At 69.2% G+C, this 16,531-nt stretch carries 12 protein-coding genes; 6 read left to right on the top strand and 6 right to left on the bottom strand.

Annotated elements, in window-relative coordinates:
* Nucleotides 1–59: 59 nt before the first annotated feature.
* Both F6B43_RS11165 and F6B43_RS11160 read right to left on the bottom strand, forming a co-directional pair.
* Nucleotides 60–1,115: an ABC transporter permease gene (locus tag F6B43_RS11165; protein WP_150449004.1), complete on the bottom strand. Its 1,056-nt coding sequence runs from the start codon at nucleotides 1,113–1,115 to the stop codon at nucleotides 60–62.
* The gene (locus tag F6B43_RS11160) at nucleotides 1,112–2,632 is read right to left on the bottom strand and encodes a sugar ABC transporter ATP-binding protein (protein ID WP_246159913.1); all 1,521 of its coding nucleotides are present in this window, start codon (nucleotides 2,630–2,632) and stop codon (nucleotides 1,112–1,114) included. Before F6B43_RS11160 ends, F6B43_RS11165 begins: the two co-directional genes overlap by 4 nt.
* Before the next feature lie 279 nt (nucleotides 2,633–2,911).
* Here F6B43_RS11160 and F6B43_RS11155 point away from each other — a divergent pair, with 279 nt between their 5' ends.
* The 4 genes from F6B43_RS11155 (at nucleotide 2,912) to F6B43_RS11140 (ending at nucleotide 7,043) form a co-directional block, all read left to right on the top strand.
* Nucleotides 2,912–3,958: a substrate-binding domain-containing protein gene (locus tag F6B43_RS11155; protein ID WP_150449003.1), complete on the top strand. Its 1,047-nt coding sequence runs from the start codon at nucleotides 2,912–2,914 to the stop codon at nucleotides 3,956–3,958.
* A gap of 98 nt (nucleotides 3,959–4,056) precedes the next feature.
* Entirely contained in the window at nucleotides 4,057–5,202 is a 1,146-nt protein-coding gene (locus F6B43_RS11150; RefSeq protein WP_150449554.1) for a Gfo/Idh/MocA family protein, read from the top strand.
* Between the two features lie 28 nt (nucleotides 5,203–5,230).
* Nucleotides 5,231–6,235: a sugar phosphate isomerase/epimerase family protein gene (locus F6B43_RS11145; RefSeq protein WP_150449002.1), complete on the top strand. Its 1,005-nt coding sequence runs from the start codon at nucleotides 5,231–5,233 to the stop codon at nucleotides 6,233–6,235.
* A 100-nt stretch (nucleotides 6,236–6,335) separates the two neighbouring features.
* On the top strand, nucleotides 6,336–7,043 hold the full coding sequence (locus F6B43_RS11140; RefSeq protein WP_150449001.1) for a 4'-phosphopantetheinyl transferase family protein: 708 nt from the start codon (nucleotides 6,336–6,338) through the stop codon (nucleotides 7,041–7,043).
* On the opposite strand, the gene F6B43_RS11135 is transcribed toward F6B43_RS11140, so the two are convergent.
* On the bottom strand, nucleotides 6,946–8,262 hold the full coding sequence (locus F6B43_RS11135) for a M1 family metallopeptidase (protein WP_150449000.1): 1,317 nt from the start codon (nucleotides 8,260–8,262) through the stop codon (nucleotides 6,946–6,948). The two genes, F6B43_RS11140 and F6B43_RS11135, sit on opposite strands and share 98 nt — an antisense overlap.
* The gene (locus F6B43_RS11130; RefSeq protein WP_246159912.1) at nucleotides 8,259–12,197 is read right to left on the bottom strand and encodes a Pls/PosA family non-ribosomal peptide synthetase; all 3,939 of its coding nucleotides are present in this window, start codon (nucleotides 12,195–12,197) and stop codon (nucleotides 8,259–8,261) included. The genes F6B43_RS11135 and F6B43_RS11130 overlap by 4 nt, the downstream gene beginning before the upstream one ends.
* A 288-nt stretch (nucleotides 12,198–12,485) precedes the next feature.
* Here F6B43_RS11130 and efeU point away from each other — a divergent pair, with 288 nt between their 5' ends.
* On the top strand, nucleotides 12,486–13,454 hold the full coding sequence (gene efeU, locus F6B43_RS11125) for an iron uptake transporter permease EfeU (protein WP_150448998.1): 969 nt from the start codon (nucleotides 12,486–12,488) through the stop codon (nucleotides 13,452–13,454).
* Entirely contained in the window at nucleotides 13,451–14,680 is a 1,230-nt protein-coding gene (gene efeO, locus F6B43_RS11120) for an iron uptake system protein EfeO (protein WP_150448997.1), read from the top strand. The genes efeU and efeO overlap by 4 nt, the downstream gene beginning before the upstream one ends.
* Nucleotides 14,681–14,982: 302 nt before the next feature.
* Here the strand turns inward: efeO and F6B43_RS11115 are convergent, their stop codons facing one another.
* Nucleotides 14,983–15,663: a DedA family protein gene (locus tag F6B43_RS11115; protein ID WP_246159911.1), complete on the bottom strand. Its 681-nt coding sequence runs from the start codon at nucleotides 15,661–15,663 to the stop codon at nucleotides 14,983–14,985.
* A 112-nt stretch (nucleotides 15,664–15,775) separates the two neighbouring features.
* Nucleotides 15,776–16,531 (bottom strand): ABC transporter permease, encoded by a 756-nt coding sequence (locus F6B43_RS11110; protein WP_150448995.1) that lies wholly within the window; start codon nucleotides 16,529–16,531, stop codon nucleotides 15,776–15,778.

The raw sequence follows: 16,531 nt of genomic DNA, 5'->3' as shown, positions 1-16,531 counted from the left end.
GTCTCCTCGTCCGAACCCCCTTGGGTTGCGTCGCCGCGCCGGTGGAATGGCGAGTCGGGTCAGGACGATCGGCCGGTCGGCTTGGCGAATCTCTGCTGCAGGAGAACGGCCACCACGATGATGATCCCCTTGGCGACCGCCTGCACCGACGAGGTGAGGTTGTTCTGCACGAACACGTTGTTCAGCGTCGTGAAGATGAGGACACCGAAGACCGTACCGGTCATGGTGCCGCGGCCGCCCGCCAGCAGGGTTCCGCCGACCACGACGGCGGCGATCGCGTCGAGCTCGTACAGGCCACCGTGGGTCGAGGTGCCGGCGGTGGTGCGACCGAGGATCATGACGGCGGCGATGCCGGCCGCCAATCCCGAGAGCGCGTAGATCCACATCAGGTGGCGCTTCACGTCGATGCCGGCGAGCCGCGCGGCCTCGCGGTTACCGCCGATCGCGATCGTGCGACGGCCGAATGTCGTGCGGTTCAGGAGCACCCAGCCCGCGAGCGCCACGATCGCGAAGATCCAGATCAGCATGTCGACGCCGAGGATGTCGCTGTTCATGAAGGTGATGAACCCGCGGTCGCCGACCTGCAGGGTGCGGCGCTCGGCGAGGATCTCGGCGAGTCCTCGTGCGGCGACGAGCATCGCGAGGGTGGCCATGAAGGCCACGACCTTGCCGTAGGCGATCACCACGCCGTTGATGATGCCGGCGGCGAGTCCCACCGCGAGGGCGACGATGACCATCACGATCCAGTGCGTCTCCTTGGAGAAGTTCTGGACGACGGCGATCGTGGCGGCGACGGAGGCGAGGCCCAGCACCGACCCCACCGACAGGTCGATACCGCCCGCGATGATGACGAGCGTCATGCCGATGCTGATCACACCGATGATCGATGCCTGACGCAGGATCGTGAGGGTGTTGTTGACGCTCAAGAACGTGTCGGGCGCCGTGATCGCGCCGACGACGACGATCAGGAGCAGGGCGACGACGAGTCCGAGGTTGCGTCCGACGGAGCCCGACAGCACGCGCTGCAGTCCCGACTTGGGCTTGTCCGGGCCGGAGGACGACTCGGGAGGGGTGGTGGTCTGGGGGGCGACTGCGACCCCTGTCCTGTCGCTCACGCGGCGGTTCCTTTCATAACGAGATCGAGCACGCCGTGCTCGTCGATCTGGGAAGAGGGGAGGGTCTGGATGACGCGGCCGTCCGAGATCACCAGGACGTTGTCGGCGAGCCCGAGCACCTCGGGGATCTCGCTCGAGACGACGACCACGGCGTTCCCGGCGGCGGCCAGCCGTCGGATGAGGGCGTAGATCTCGGCACGGGCGCCGACGTCGACGCCGCGCGTCGGCTCGTCCAGGAGCAGGACACGCGTGCCGTGCACGAGCCACCGCGCGAGCAGGATCTTCTGCTGGTTGCCGCCCGAGAGCGTGACCGCGGCCCGATCGGGGTCTGCGGGCCGCAGCTCGAGCGCCTCGATCTGCTCACGCGCGACCTTGCGCTCCGTGCGTTCGTCGAGGAATCCGGCCTTCGCGAACCGCGACACCGATGACAGCGTGACGTTGACGTAGATCGGCTCATCGAGCACGAGACCCTGGCTCTTGCGCTCTTCGGGGGTGAGGCCGACTCCCGCGGCGACCGCCGCGACCACCGATCCGCGGCGCAGGGGCTTGCCCGAGACGCGGACGGTGCCGGATGTCGCCTTCCGCGCGCCGTAGACCGTCTCGAGGATCTCGGAGCGACCCGATCCGACGAGGCCTGCCAGCCCGATCACCTCGCCGGCGCGCACGGAGAACGACACGTCCTGGAAGACGCCCTGCAGGCCCAGTCCCTCTACTTCGAGCACGACGGGCGAGTCCTCGGGCACCGGCACGGCGGGCGGGAACACGTTCTCGACGCTGCGACCGGTCATCAGCTTGATGAGCTCGGTGGTGGGCGTATCCGCCACGGCGAGCCCGGTCGCCATCGACCGGCCGTCCTTCAGCACGGTGATGCGGTCGCCGATCTGGCGGATCTCTTCCAGCCGGTGGGTGATGTACACCACCGCGATGCCCTCCGTGGTGAGCTCCTTGACCACACCGAAGAGGTTCTTGACCTCCTCGGTGTCCAGCACGGCGGACGGCTCGTCCATGATGATGAGCTTGATGTCGTGCGAGAGTGCCCGCGCCATGCTGACGATCTGCTTGTTGGCCGCACTCAGCTGCCCGACATCGGCGTTCGGAGAAAGTGAGCCGTGCCCGAGCCGCGCGAGCAGCTCGCGCGTGCGGCGGAACGCTTCGGACCGCCGGGTGAAGCCTCCGCGCGCCAGTTCGTGGCCCAGGAAGATGTTCTCGGCGATCGTGAGGCCATCGACCACATCGAGCTCCTGGTACATCGTCGCGATGCCCAGCTCGATCGCGGCCTCGGGAGTCGGGATGTCGGTGGTCTCGCCCTGCCAGGTGATCGTGCCCTGGTCGGGACGATGGACGCCGGCGAGCGTCTTGATGAGGGTGGACTTGCCCGCACCGTTCTGGCCCAGCACGCAGTGCACTTCGCCGGGCAGGATCTCCAGGTCCACGCCGCGCAGTGCCTGTACGCCGGCAAACGACTTCGTGAGACCTCGGACGTCAAGTAATGCCGGTGGATGGTCAACTTTGATCACCGGCCGAACATAACACGACAGACACCCTCGTGCCGAGTATCAATACGGCATCCGCCAGCCCGATCGACGAGATCCGACCGCCGCCGAAGTACCCCAAATCCGCGCAGGGGGGCGGATCGGAGGCACTTATAACAACTCAAAAACAAAAGTTGTATTGCCATGGAACACTTCTGCTACGGTGGTTCTCGTCAGCGTGGACTCCTCGAGTGAGGGCGATCCCGATCCGCCTCGAAGCAGCCCGCAGACGCCCCCGCTGCATCACATTCAAGGAGGAAGTACATGCGCACACACCTCAAGACGCGCACCCGTCTGGTCCTGACCGGCACCGCGCTCGTCGCTGCTGTCGGTCTTCTCGCCGGCTGCACAGGTTCTGGAGCGACGGAGGGAAGCGTCGTCGACCAGGGCACCACGGTCGACGAGAACGCCGCTTCCGGCGACAAGGTCGTCATCGGATTCTCCGGCCCCGCTGCCGACCACGGCTGGCTCGGCGCCATCAACTCCGGCGCCATCGCCGCCGCCGCCAGCTTCAGCGATGTCGAGCTGAAGACCGCCGAGGGCACCAACGACCCGATCGCACAGATCGCCGCCGTCGAGACCTTCATCAACGAGGGTGTCGACGCGATCGTGCTGCTCCCCACGGACGGCGCCGCGCTGACCGAGGTCGCGATCAAGGCCATGCAGGCCGGCATCCCGGTGATCAACGTCGACCGCGAGTTCTCGAGCCCGTTCGCCGCCCGCACCACCGTGCTCGGTGACAACTACGGCATGGGCGTGAGCGCCGGCACGTACGTCTGCGAGCAGCTCGCGGGCAACACCAGCGCCGTGGTCGCCGAGATCGCGGGCATCGACTCGCTGCCTCTGACGCAGGACCGCTCCGCCGGTTTCGCCGACGCCCTCAGCGACTGCGGCCTGAAGGTCAACGCCCGCGTTGCCGCCGACTTCACCGTCGCGGGCGGCGAGGCGGCAGCATCCCAGCTGCTGTCGGCCAACCCGAAGATCGACGCGCTCTGGAACCACGACGACGACCAGGGCATCGGCGTCCTCGCCGCGATCACCTCGGCCGGCCGCGACGAGTTCTTCATGATGGGCGGAGCAGGTAGCCGCGCCGCGATGGAGGCCATCCAGGCCGACGACAGCGTCCTGAAGGCGACGGTCATCTACCCGTCGACGCAGGCCGCGGACGGCGTGGCGCTGGCCCGCCTGATCGCGCAGGGTAAGACGATGAGTGATCTGATCACGCCCAGCATCCCGAACCGGATCGTGCTGGACGCGCCGGTCGTGACGAAGGCGAACGTCGCCGACTTCATCGACCTGTCGTTCCAGTAGGTCAGTAATCTCGCGGGGCGCCCGTCGATTCGGCGGGCGCCCCGCGCCATTCATCCCAGAGAGAGAACACTGCGTTGAGAGACACACTGCGCGTCGCGATGATCGGTCACGGTTTCATGGGAGCCGCTCATTCCCAGGGCTGGCGCGTCGCACCGCGGTTCTTCGATCTTCCGGTGAATCCCGAGATGGCCGTCCTGGTCGGCCGCTCCTCCACCTCGACCGCCGCGTGCGCCGAGAAGTGGGGATGGTCCGAGAGCACGACCGACTGGCGTGCGGTGCTCGAACGCGACGACATCGACATCGTCGACATCGTCACCCCCGGTGACACGCACGCCGAGATCGCCATCGCGGCCCTCGCCGCAGGCAAGCATGTGCTGTGCGAGAAGCCGCTCGCCAACACCGTCGCCGAGGCCGAAGCGATGACGGAGGCCGCAGCGCAGGCGGCGGACCGCGGCATCCGCTCGATGGTGGGATTCACCTACCGGCGCGTGCCCGCCACGACGTTCGCGCGTGACCTGGTGGCGCTCGGGCGCCTGGGGGATATCCGCCAGGTGCGCGCCGAGTATCTGCAGGACTGGCTGGTGGATGAGCAGGCCCCTCTCACCTGGCGCATGAAGAAGGAGCAGGCCGGTTCGGGGGCGCTGGGTGACATCGGCGCGCACGCCATCGACCTCGTCGAGTACATCACCGGGCAGCGCCTCCGCAGCGTTTCGGGCGTGATCGAGACCCTGGTCGCCCAGCGTCCCCTCCTTCGCGAAGGACAGGGGCTCACGGGCACGGCCGGCGACGAGTACGGTGACGTGACGGTCGACGATCTTGCTCTGTTCACCGGGAGGCTCGGCGGCGGGGCGCTCGCGTCGTTCGAGGCGACCCGGTTCCGGACCGGACGCAAGAACGCGCTCCGCATCGAGGTCTCGGGCTCGAAGGGCGCGCTCGCGTTCGACCTCGAGCGCATGAACGAACTCGAGTTCTACGACGCCACTCAACCCGAGCTCGAGCAGGGGTTCCGCCGGGTGCTCGTGACCGAGCACGACCATCCCTACCTGGCTCCGTGGTGGCCGACGGGGCATATGCTCGGCTACGAGCACGGTTTCTCGAACCAGGTTCACGACTTCGTCCGCGCCATCCACGACGGCAGCGTGCCGCGTCCGTCCTTCGCCGACGGGCTGCATGTTCAGCGCGTGCTGGATGCGGTCGAGCGCAGTTCGGCGGCGGGCAGCATCTGGACGCCGATCGCGGGCTGAAGCCTCTACACCGACGTAAGGAGACGCAATGACGCGACCCATCACCCTTTTCACCGGCCAGTGGGCCGACCTGCCGTTCGAGGAGGTCGCGCGCCTCGCCGGAGAGTGGGGCTACGACGGACTCGAGATCGCCTGCTGGGGCGACCACCTGGATGTGTCGCGCTGGGACGACGCCGCCTACGTGCAGGGCAGGCTCGACATCCTCGAGCGCAACGGCCTGCGGGTGTGGACGATCTCGAACCATCTGGGCGGGCAGGCCGTGTGCGACGATCCGATCGACCAGAGGCACCGCGACATCCTGTCCGATCGCGTGTGGGGCGACGGCGATCCCGAGGGGGTCAGGCAGCGCGCGGCGGAAGAGCTCAAGAACACGGCCCGCATCGCCGCCGCGCTCGGCGTCAAGACGGTCACCGGCTTCACCGGCTCGTCGATCTGGAAGTATGTCGCGATGTTCCCGCCCGCCTCGCAGGACATGGTGGATGCCGGGTACCAGGACTTCGCCGATCGCTGGAACCCGATCCTCGACGTCTTCGACGAGGTGGGTGTGCGTTTCGCCCACGAAGTGCATCCGTCCGAGATCGCCTACGACTACTGGACGACCAAGCGCGCACTCGAGGCGATCGGCCACCGGGAGGCGTTCGGGCTCAACTGGGACCCGTCGCACATGGTCTGGCAGGACATCGACCCCGTCGCGTTCCTGTGGGACTTCCAGGACCGGATCTACCACGTGCACTGCAAGGACACGAAGAAGCGCCTCGGCAACGGCCGCAACGGCCGGCTGTCTTCACACCTGCCGTGGGCCGATCCGCGCCGCGGCTGGGACTTCATCTCCACCGGACACGGCGACGTCCCCTGGGAGGACGCCTTCCGCATGCTCAACGCGATCGGGTACGGCGGCCCCCTGTCGGTCGAGTGGGAGGATGCCGGCATGGACCGCCTGGTCGGAGCCCCCGAGGCTCTGGCATTCGTCCGGAAGCTCTCGACCTACGAGCCGTCGGACGCCGCTTTCGACGCCGCGTTCGCGGCCCGGTAGCTCGTATTCACTGCCGCGAGCCGCGGCTCCGGAACCTCTCACGGCCGGTTTTGGGTTCCGGGGCCGCGGCTCGCGGGGCGGATCCGCGTAGTCTGCCGACGTGAGGGAATTCGGGCGCGGGCGGGTGGGGGCCGTGCGGGTGGCCTGGGCCGAATCATCGACGCCGCGGGAGACCGGACGCGGGCTGCTCGCGCAGCTCGTCGCTGAGGCTGTGGGCGGCGCTGAGGCTGTCGGCGGCGCCTCGGCTGTGAAGGGCGCTGCGGTGGCGTTCTCGAACGAGTGTCCGCGGTGCGGTGCCGATTACCACGGACGACCGATCGCTCTCGGGCTGCCCGTGTGGGTGAGCGTGAGCTACGCGGGGTCGCTCGTCGCGGTCGCGGTGGTGCACGATCGGGATGCGGCATCCCTCGGTGTCGACATCGAAGCCGTCCACCCGGGGCCAGGGGGACCGATGGTCGATCTCGCACCGCTGTTCGCTCCGCGGCCGCCGCCCGACCTGCGCGAGTGGACCCTGATCGAGGCGGCGCTCAAAGCCGACGGCCGCGGCCTGCGCGTGCCGCCGGGCGAGGTCGTGCTGGCGCTCGCCGGGACTGCCGGTGCGGGCGGGGCGGCAGCATCCGTCCTCGGCGAAGCCGCGGTTCTCGTGCGGGTGCCGGGGCGCGCGGATCTCATCGAGGCAGCCCCTGCCCCCGCCCCGGAGGGCCATCTGCTCAGCGTCGCCGTCGTGCCCCGGGGAGCGGAGGGAGCGGCGGCAGCGGGCGCGTATCCAGCCAGACGTGGAAGAGTCCGGCCAGAGGAGCGCCGCTGACCTGCTCGGCGAGAGCGACGAAGTCCTCGCGGGTCGCGGTCGCCGATCCGTACGTCTGCGTCCACGCGCGCAGCACGTCGAAGAAGGCGTCGTCGCCGACGGTGAGGCGCAGCGCGTGCAGGGTCAGTGCACCCCGCTTGTAGACGCGGTCGTCGAACATCAGATCCGGCCCCGGGTCGCCCAGCAGCAGGTCCTGCGGCAGAGCTGCGAGGCGGGCGTGGTGCGAGAGGGCCTTCTCATGCGCGGTCGGGCCCCCGGAGCGCTCCGACCAGATCCACTCCGCGTAGCAGGCGAAGCCCTCGTTGAGCCAGATGTCGCTCCACCGTGCAAGCCCCACGCTGTTGCCGAACCACTGGTGGGCGAGTTCGTGCGCGATGAGCCGCTCGACTCCGCCGACACCGTCGATGTGGTTCGCGCCGAAGATGCCGATGCCCTGTGCCTCGAGCGGGATCTCGAGGTCGTCGGCGGTCACGACCACCGCGTACTCCTCCATCGGGTACGGTCCGAACGCGTCGGTGAAGACCGCCATCATGCGTGGCAGGTCGGCGAAGTCCGCGTGCACGCGCGCCCCGAGAGAGCGCGGGTAATGCAGTTCGCCCTTCGTCTCGCCGAGCAGGATCGCGTCGGTCGTGTACCTGCCGACCTGGACGGTGGCGAGGTACGTCGCCGTGGGCGTGTCGCTCTCGAACGTCCAGGTCGTACGTCCACCTCGGGTCACCTGGCCGGTCCGCCGGCCGGCCACCACGGTGTACCCCGCATCCGTGGTGAACGACAGCCGGTAGGCGGCCTTATCGGAGGGGTGATCGTTGCAGGGGAACCACGTGGGCGCCCCGGTCGGCTGGGCCGCGACGATCGCGCCGTCGGTGAGTTCTTCCCACCCGATGGTTCCCCACCGTGACCGACGCGGACGCGGCGCACCGGCGTAGGTCACCGTGACGGTGAACTCCTCGCCACCGCCGAGCGCACGGGTCGGGGTGATCCACAGCTTGCGATCGGTCTGCCGGAAGCTCGCCGACTTGTCGCCTGCCACCCGCACGCGCGTGGCGCGCACGCCGACGAGGTCCAGCACGATCGACCGGGCAGGCTCGATGACGTGTCCGCGCAGCACGGCGGTGCCGCTCAGCCGGTTCGTCCCCACCCGGTAGTCGAGCGTCAGGTCGTAGTGCTCGATGCGGAGGTGGAGGTCGCCGCTCTGCGGTGTGTACGGGTCGCCACTCATACGTCGGCCGACTGGTACGAGCGCACCTTCACCGCTCGCCAGGGTCCGATCGGATTACCGCTCCACCGGGTGCCGACCGGCACGGATTCACCGCGCATCACGAGCGATGCGGGGCCGACTGTCGCGTCGGCGCCGATCGTCGCCGCGGGGAGGATCACGCTGTGCGGCCCCAGTGTTGAGCCCGCTTCGAGGGTCACGCTGTCGATGCTCATCACACGATCATGGAACAGATGCGTCTGAACGACGCATCCGCGGTTCACCGTCGCTCCATCGCCGAGGCTCACCAGGTCCGGTTCGGGGAGCCAATAGCTGTCGGTCCAGACCCCCCTGCCGATCTTCGCTCCGAGCGTTCGCAGCCAGATCGCGAGCGCGGGCGTGCCCTGGGCGGCGTTGGCGAACCAGGGTGCGGCGAGCATCTCGGTGAAAGTGTCCGATACCTCTGTACGCCACACGAAACTCGACCACAGCGGGTGCTCGCCCGGGCGGATCGGCCCGACGATGATCCATTTGGCCGCCGTCGTGATCAGCGCCGCGAGGGCCCCGGCGAGCAGCATCACTACACCCGACAGCACGACCGCGATCGCAAGTCCCCATGCCTCGATCATCGCGGCGAGCGTGAAGATGACCGCCACCCCCAGGCCGCACGTGACGAACACCGGGACGATGCGGCAGATCTCCCACAGTGCGCGGGCGACGCGCAGCGACCGACGCGGTTTGTATGTGCGTTCGAGGTCGGAATCGTTCACGACGCGGCGCAGGCGCACGGCGGGCGAGCCGAGCCACGACGAACCGGGTTTGGATTTCTCGGGGGCGACCGAGAGTACTGCGACAAGGCCGTCGCGCGGCACGCGGTGACCGGGGCCGGCCATTCCCGAATTGCCGAGGAAGGCGCGCTTGCCGATGCGCGCCTCGGCGATGCGCATCCATCCGCCCTTCAGCTCGTAGGTGGCGACCATCGTGTCGTCGGCGAGGAACGCACCGTCGTCGATCGTCGTGAGCGAGGGGAGGAGCAGGACAGTGGATGCCTCGACGTCATGCCCGATCTTCGCGCCGAGCATGCGCAGCCACACGGGGGTGAAGAGACTCGAGTAGATCGGGAAGAGCACCGTGCGGGCCGAATCGAGCAGGCGCTCGATCGACCACGCCTGCCACGCGATGCGGCTGCGCACCGGATGCACGCCCTCCGCGAGCCCGAGCGAGAGCAGCCGGACCAGCACGAAAACGGCACCCGCGAAAGTGAGTCCGGTCGCGAGCGTCGCCGGAACGAGCCAGACGAGCGCGGGGAGGAAGGCCCCGGCGATCGAGGTCGATCCGGCGATCGCCTGCGCGATCACGATCCCGCCCACCGCGAACGAGAGGAAGGGGAGGAGCCCGAGGACGATCGACGATGCGGCGTACGCCCAGAGCCAGCGCTTCGGCGCGGGCGGGCGTTCGGGCGCGAGCGGACTCGACGTGCCGCCGACCCGGGCGGCGGGCGAACCGGCCCAGCGCTGCCCAGCCCGGACGCGACCGAAGACCGCCGAGCCGGGGGCGACCTCCGCGTTCCGCCCGATCTTCGTCCCCGGGGCGAGTGTGCTGCGGGCGCCGATCGACGCGCCCGCCCCGATGCGGATGCCGCCGATGCGCACGGTGTCGCCGTCGATCCAGTAGCCCGACAGATCGACCTCGGGCTCGATCGACGCGCCTTCGGCGATCTCCAGCATCCCGGTCACGGGCGGCAGGGCGTGCAGGTCGACGTTCGGTCCGATCTTTGCCCCGAGGGCCCGGGCGTAGTAGCTCACCCACGGGGCGCCGGCGAGCCCGACCGGGTCGATCTGATGCGCGATCTGCTCGGCGAGCCAGAGCCGGAGGTGCACGGCGCCACCGCGCGGGTAGTCGCCGGGGGTGAGCCCGACCAGCAGCAGCCGGCTCAGCGCCGCCGAGACCGCCATGCGGCCGAAGGGCGTGACGAATACGACGAGGCCGATCACGATCACCCACCACGGCGCCGTCGGGAGGAATCCGAAGCCGGGGAAGAGGTTCAGGATCCAGCTCGCCGTCAGCAGCCACATCGTCCAGCGGAGGCCGGTGAGGATGAAAAGGGGGATGCCGGCGATGCTCTGCACCCACTGCATGACCCGGGGCGTGGGCTCCGGCGTGCTGAAGGTCGCGGGTGCGTGGTCGGGGTCGGCGGACTCGGCCTCGACGGCGTCGGCCATCCGGCGCAGCCGCGGGAGGTCGTACACGTCGGCCATCGTGAATTCGGGCGCGCGCGTGCGGATTCGCGAGACGAGCTGGGCTGCGGCGAGGGATCCACCGCCGAGCTGGAAGAAGTCGGCGTCCTCGTCGGCGGGGCGGATGCCGAGCACCGCCACCCACTGTTCGGCGAGCCACGCCGCGGTTCCGGTCAGCGTCGAGTCACCGGCATCCGTGTCGGTGAGCGGCCAGGGCAGTGCGGCCTTGTCGACCTTGCCGGACGTGCGGACGGGCAGCTCGTCCATGACGGCGAGAAGGGGGATGAGGGGAGCCGGCAGCGTCTCGGAGAGCTCTGCCCGCGCGACCTGCCGGTCGAAGCCCTCGGTCGGCACGACATAGCCCACGAGGAGTGCGACGCCGCCCTCGGAGCGCTGCACGACGACGGTCGCAGCCGACACCGCGCTGAGCGACTGAAGCGCCGCCTCGACCTCGCCGAGTTCGATGCGCCGGCCGCCGACCTTGACCTGGTCGTCGGCACGGCCCTGGAACAGCAGCCCCGCGGGGTCGGCGCGCACGAGATCGCCGGAGCGGTAGGCGCGCTCCCAGCCGAGTGTCGGCATGGGGGCGTACTTCTCCGCGTCCTTGGCGGGGTCGAGATAGCGGGCCAGCCCCACGCCGCCGATGATGAGTTCGCCCACCTCGCCGTCGGCGACCGGGTTGCCCTCGCCGTCGACGACGGCGAGGGCCCAGCCGTCCAGCGGCAGGCCGATCCGCACGGGGCCCTCCCCGTCCATGAGCGAGGCGCACGCGACGACCGTCGCTTCGGTGGGGCCGTACGTGTTCCACAGCTCGCGGCCCTCGCCCACGAGCCGGGCTACGAGTTCGGGCGGGCACGCCTCGCCGCCGAAGATCAGCAGGCGCACGTTCTCGATCGCGTCCTGCGGCCAGAGGGCGGCGAGGGTGGGCACGGTCGAGACCACGGTGATGCCGTGACCGACGAGCCACGGACCGAGGTCCTCGCCGGAGCGCACGAGCGCGCGCGGCGCGGGAACGAGGCATGCGCCGTGGCGCCACGCGAGCCACATCTCTTCGCACGACGCGTCGAAGGCGACGGACAGGCCGGCCAGTACGCGGTCACCGGGAGCGAGCGGGGCCTGTGCGAGGAAGAGGCGGGCCTCGGCATCCACGAACGCCGCCGCCGACCGGTGCGACACGGCGACGCCCTTGGGTACCCCGGTCGAGCCGGAGGTGAAGATGATCCACGCGTCGTCGGCGATCGTGGGCTCGGGCACGGTGTGCAGGGCGCTCGAACTCGGATGCGGGTCGTCGCCCGCGAAGAGCCCGTCACCGGCAGGAGCAATCGCGGGATGCTGCTCCCCGCGCGGTACGTAGGTTCCGGGTCCGGTGATCACACCTCGCACATGCGCTTCGCCGAAGACCAGGTCGGCGCGCTCGTCGGGGTCGTCGGCGTCGACCGGCACGTATGCGGCGCCGGCGGCCATGATGCCGAGGATCGAGAGGTACAGCGCCCGGTCGCCCGATGCCATGCGCACGCCGACGCGATCGCCGCGGCGGACGCCCTGCTCGTGCAGTCGCGCGGCTGTGCGCAAGACCTGTGCGAGCAGCTCGGCGTAGCTGAGCGCCCCGGCGCCGTCCTCGATCGCCGAGGCCTCGGGGTGACGTCGCGCGGTCTCGCGGAGGATGTCGATCAGCGTCCGCGGTGCGGGTGCTGCGGACGAGTGGTCGAGGTAGGACTGCACGCGGATCAGCGCGACAGCAGCGCGATCGACTGCGCCATCGCGGTTCTCGTGGTGTTCGCCATGGATGGAACCTCTTCACTTCCCGGAATCACCGGCTGGACGAGCGCTCGGTGTGGCCGCTCAGAGTACAGGGCGAAGGCGAACAGAGCGTGAACGGCGCAGCGATCGACAGGGGTCTCGCCGACTCGGGACTGGCGATTCCCGCAACTTCGGGTACCCTTTGTGAGGGTTGCCTAACCTGACCGGCATCCTTCCCCTCCTAACCCGTCCTGAAACGTGAGGTCGCCCGTGCTCGCCACCTTCCTCATCGGCCTGCGCGAAGGCCTCGAAGCGGCACTCGTCGTCGGGATGCTGGTCGCCTACCTCTCCCGGATGGGCAGGCGCGACGTGCTGCCCAGGCTCTGGATCGGCGTCGCGCTCGCGATCGTCCTCGCGCTCGGCATCGGAGCCGTGCTCACGTTCGGCGCGTATGCGCTGACGTTCCAGGCGCAGGAGATCATCGGCGGTCTGCTCTCGCTCGTCGCGGTCGCGATGGTGACCTGGATGGTCTTCTGGATGCAGCGCACGGCTCGCACGATGAAAGCCACCCTCGAGGGACACGTGGATCGTGCCCTGGCGGTCGGCGGCATGTGGGCGATCGTGCTGATCGGATTCGTCTCGGTGAGTCGCGAGGGCATCGAGACCACCCTGCTGCTGTGGTCGATGGTGCAGTCCTTCGGCGATGCGCCGTCTGCCCTCATCGGCGCACTCCTCGGGCTGCTGAGCGCTGTCGTGGTCGGCTGGCTGCTGACCCGCGGGCTGCTGCGGCTCGACCTGCGGCGCTTCTTCGCCTGGACAGGCGCGATCCTCGTGGTCGCCGCGGCGGGTGTGCTCGCCTATGCGATCAAGGATCTGCAGGAGGCCGGTGTCGTTCCCGGCCCGTTCACGGCCGGCGCCCCCGTCGACCTCGTCACCGGCGCCGTCGCGACCGGGTGGGGGGCGTTCCCCCTCGGCTGGGCGTTCGACCTCAGCGCCATGATCCCGCCCGGAAGCCCGATCGCCGCCGTCCTGCAGGCCACGGTCGGCTTCATGCCCCAGATGTCGTGGCTCCAGGTCGTGGCCTGGGTGCTCTACATCGGCATCGTCGGCACGTTCTTCATCCGGGGTCTGCGTCGCGGAACCCGTCCCGCCCGCCCAGCGCCCGCACCGACCACCGACGCGGAGGCGCCGCGCGGCGCCACCGCTCTCCTCGCCCCCACCACCCAGGAAGCCCGATGACTCTCCGACGCCCTCTCGCCGCGCTCGCCGCCGTGTCCCTCGCCTCTCTCGCACTCGCCGGATGTGTCGCGAAGACGGCGGAATCGGCATCCGCCACCCTGAACGTGACCTCGACCGATTCGACGTGCGAGGTCTCGGCCGCCACTGCCGCCAGCGGCAACATCGCCTTCAACGTCACGAACAACGGCTCGGAGATCACCGAGTTCTACCTGCTCGCAGAAGACGGGTTGCAGATCGCCGGTGAGGTCGAGAACGTCGCTCCCGGAGCATCCCGAACCCTGTCTCTCACCGCGCAGCCGGGCGAGTACTTCACCGTGTGCAAGCCGGGCATGGTCGGCGACGGCGTCGGGCGTGCCGCGTTCTCGGTCACCGGTGACGCGGTCGCCGCGACCGGTGACGACGCCGAGCAGAAGCAGCAGGCCGTCACCCTTTACGCGGCGTTCGTGAAAGACCAGGTCGGCCAGCTCGTGCCCGCGGTCGACACGTTCGCGACGGCGTACGAGACCGGTGACGACGCGGCCGCCCGGCAGCAGTTCTCCACGGTGCGCGCCTCCTACGAGCGCATCGAGCCCGTCGCCGAGGCGCTCGGCGACCTCGACCCGAAGATCGACTACCGCGAAGTGGACGCTGTGGCCGAGGGCATGGACTGGACGGGCTTCCACCGCATCGAGAAGGACCTGTGGGTTCCCGCCGCCGACGCGCTCAACTCCGACGGTGTCACCCCTGCCTGGCAGAACTGGCAGCCCTCGACGACAGAGCAGCGGGCCGCGTTCGCGAAGCAGCTGCGCACCGACATCCAGTCGCTCTACGACTACGTGCACTCCGACGACTTCCTCACCACGCTCGACGACCAGGGCATCGCCGGCATCTCGAACGGCGGTATCAGCCTGCTCGACGAGGTTGCCACCGGCAAGATCACCGGTGAAGAAGACTGGTGGTCGGGCACCGACCTCAACGACTTCGCCGCGAACGTCGAGGGCGCCAAGATGGCGTTCACGCTCGTCCGCGACTTCGCGGACTCGAAGGGCGAGACCGGCACGAAACTGACGGCCGAGATCGAGACCGGGTTCGCCGATCTCGAGGCTGCCCTCGCCGCGCACGGTTCGCTCGCGAGCGGGTTCGTGAATTATCGCGAGCTCACCGATGCCGACAAGCGGGAGCTGATCGACCTGATCAACGCGCTCGCCGAGCCGCTCTCGCAGCTGACGGGCACGATCCTCAGCTAGGCGCTCTCTCTGCTCCACTCCCTCTTCTGTGCTTCACCCGTGTCTCCAACTTCGGAGACCTGCACTTCGGAGGATCTATCCGGGCGAATCACTCCGGAGAAGTGCAGATCTCCTCGGTCGATGCCACGACGTTTGGCGGTGAGGGCGCGGGCCTCGGTTGCACACACTCCACAAAGCGGAAAGTGCTTGCGCATGGTATACCAGTATGTTAGACTCGGGCTATTCGAGGATGACGTACCGGGTACGGAATGGTGTTCCTCGCACACGCCGCCCCCACAGCTTCGGGACGGGCATCACAGGAGTCAGGCCCTCGTGATGTCCGTCCCTTTCTGCTGTGCGCGCCGCCTCCGGCGCACAGCCCGCACGACCACCCAGATCGCGAACCCGGCGATCGCCGCGTACACCGCGTAGTTGAGGTAGTGCGAGTACTCGTCGATCAGTTCGTACTGCGTGCCGAGGGCCGCGCCGAGCCCGATGAGCAGTCCGTTCCAGATGGCGCTTCCGGCGATCGTGAAGAGCGAGAACGTCAGAAGCGGCATCCGTGACGCCCCCGCCGGCAACGAGATGAGGCTCCGCACCCCGGGGATCAGCCGCCCGAAGAACACCGCCGACCTGCCGTGGCGGGCGAACCACCCGGCTGCCCGCTCGAAGTCTTCGCGATCCACGAGGGGCAGCTTGGCGAGCCACGTTATCGTGCGCTCCTGGCCGACGAGCGCGCCGAGCGTGTAGAGCAGGAGTGCTCCGACGTATGCGCCGAGGGTGCTCGTGATGATCACGAGCGGGATGCTCATCGATCCGTTCTGCGTCAGGTAGCCCGCCATCGGCAGGATCACTTCGCTCGGGATCGGCGGGAACACCGTCTCGATGAAGGTGAAGAGGCCCACGCCCCATTCGCCGATCGCGTCGATCAGGCCGGCCGCGAAGCCGACGATCCCGCCGAGCGACGAGGGGTCGGATGCGGCGGAAAGGGGGAGCGCGTGCACGTGGCCATCCTTCGTCGAGTCTCGCCGCTCGGGCGAGCCAGGCATCATGTGGTCGCCCCCGACGCTACGCGGCCGACCTGGCAAACTCCGGCGAGCCGGTGCCCCCGCGAGGTCAGCTCTGCGCGGGGTCGACGGGTTTGAGCGCGATGCCGCCGGTGAGGCGCAGCAGGGTCACCGCGGTGAGCGAGCCCGCAGCGAGGATGCCGGCGAGCACGACGAGCTGGAACCTTCCGGCCTCGAACGGCGAGGCGCCCGCGAAGATGGCGCCGACGAATGCACCGGGGAGGACGACGATCCCGGTCGTGCGTGTCTGATCGATCGAGGGGAGGAGCGCGACGCGGATCGAGCGGCGGGCGAGCTCACGCGTGGACTCCCACGGCGACGCACCGACCGCGAGCCACCCCTCTACTTCGTCCCAGTGGTCGTACACCGACTGCCGGTACAGGCGTTCGGTGACCACGGCGACCGTCATCGTGTTGCCGATGATGATCCCGCCGATCGCGAGCGCGTAGCGCGGGGAGAAGTCGACCGCGCCGGTCGCGAACACGACCGCCATCACCGCGAGCAGACCGAGAGTCATGGATGCGGTGAGCGGCCCGATACCGCGGATGCCGGTGCGCGAGCGGCGCGCCGCCGTCCAGATCGCAGCGACGAGCATGACCGTCAGCCCCACGGCGACCCACAGCGGATCCTGGATGATGCCGGCGAGCACGAGGCTCAGCAGCCCCAGCTGCACGACAGCGCGGGCGATCGCGGTCACGATCGACCACGGGCCGGGCACACGCGCGGCTCCGAGCACGGTCGTCGCGATCGTCGCGAGGATCACGACGGCGAGCGCCGTCGTCAACCAGGGGAGGATCGCATCCAC

It is taken from the genome of Microbacterium rhizomatis (assembly GCF_008710745.1).
In the GTDB taxonomy this organism is placed as follows: domain Bacteria; phylum Actinomycetota; class Actinomycetes; order Actinomycetales; family Microbacteriaceae; genus Microbacterium; species Microbacterium rhizomatis.
Note: the sequence above shows the minus strand (reverse complement) of the source record. Positions and strands in the feature narration are given on the sequence as shown.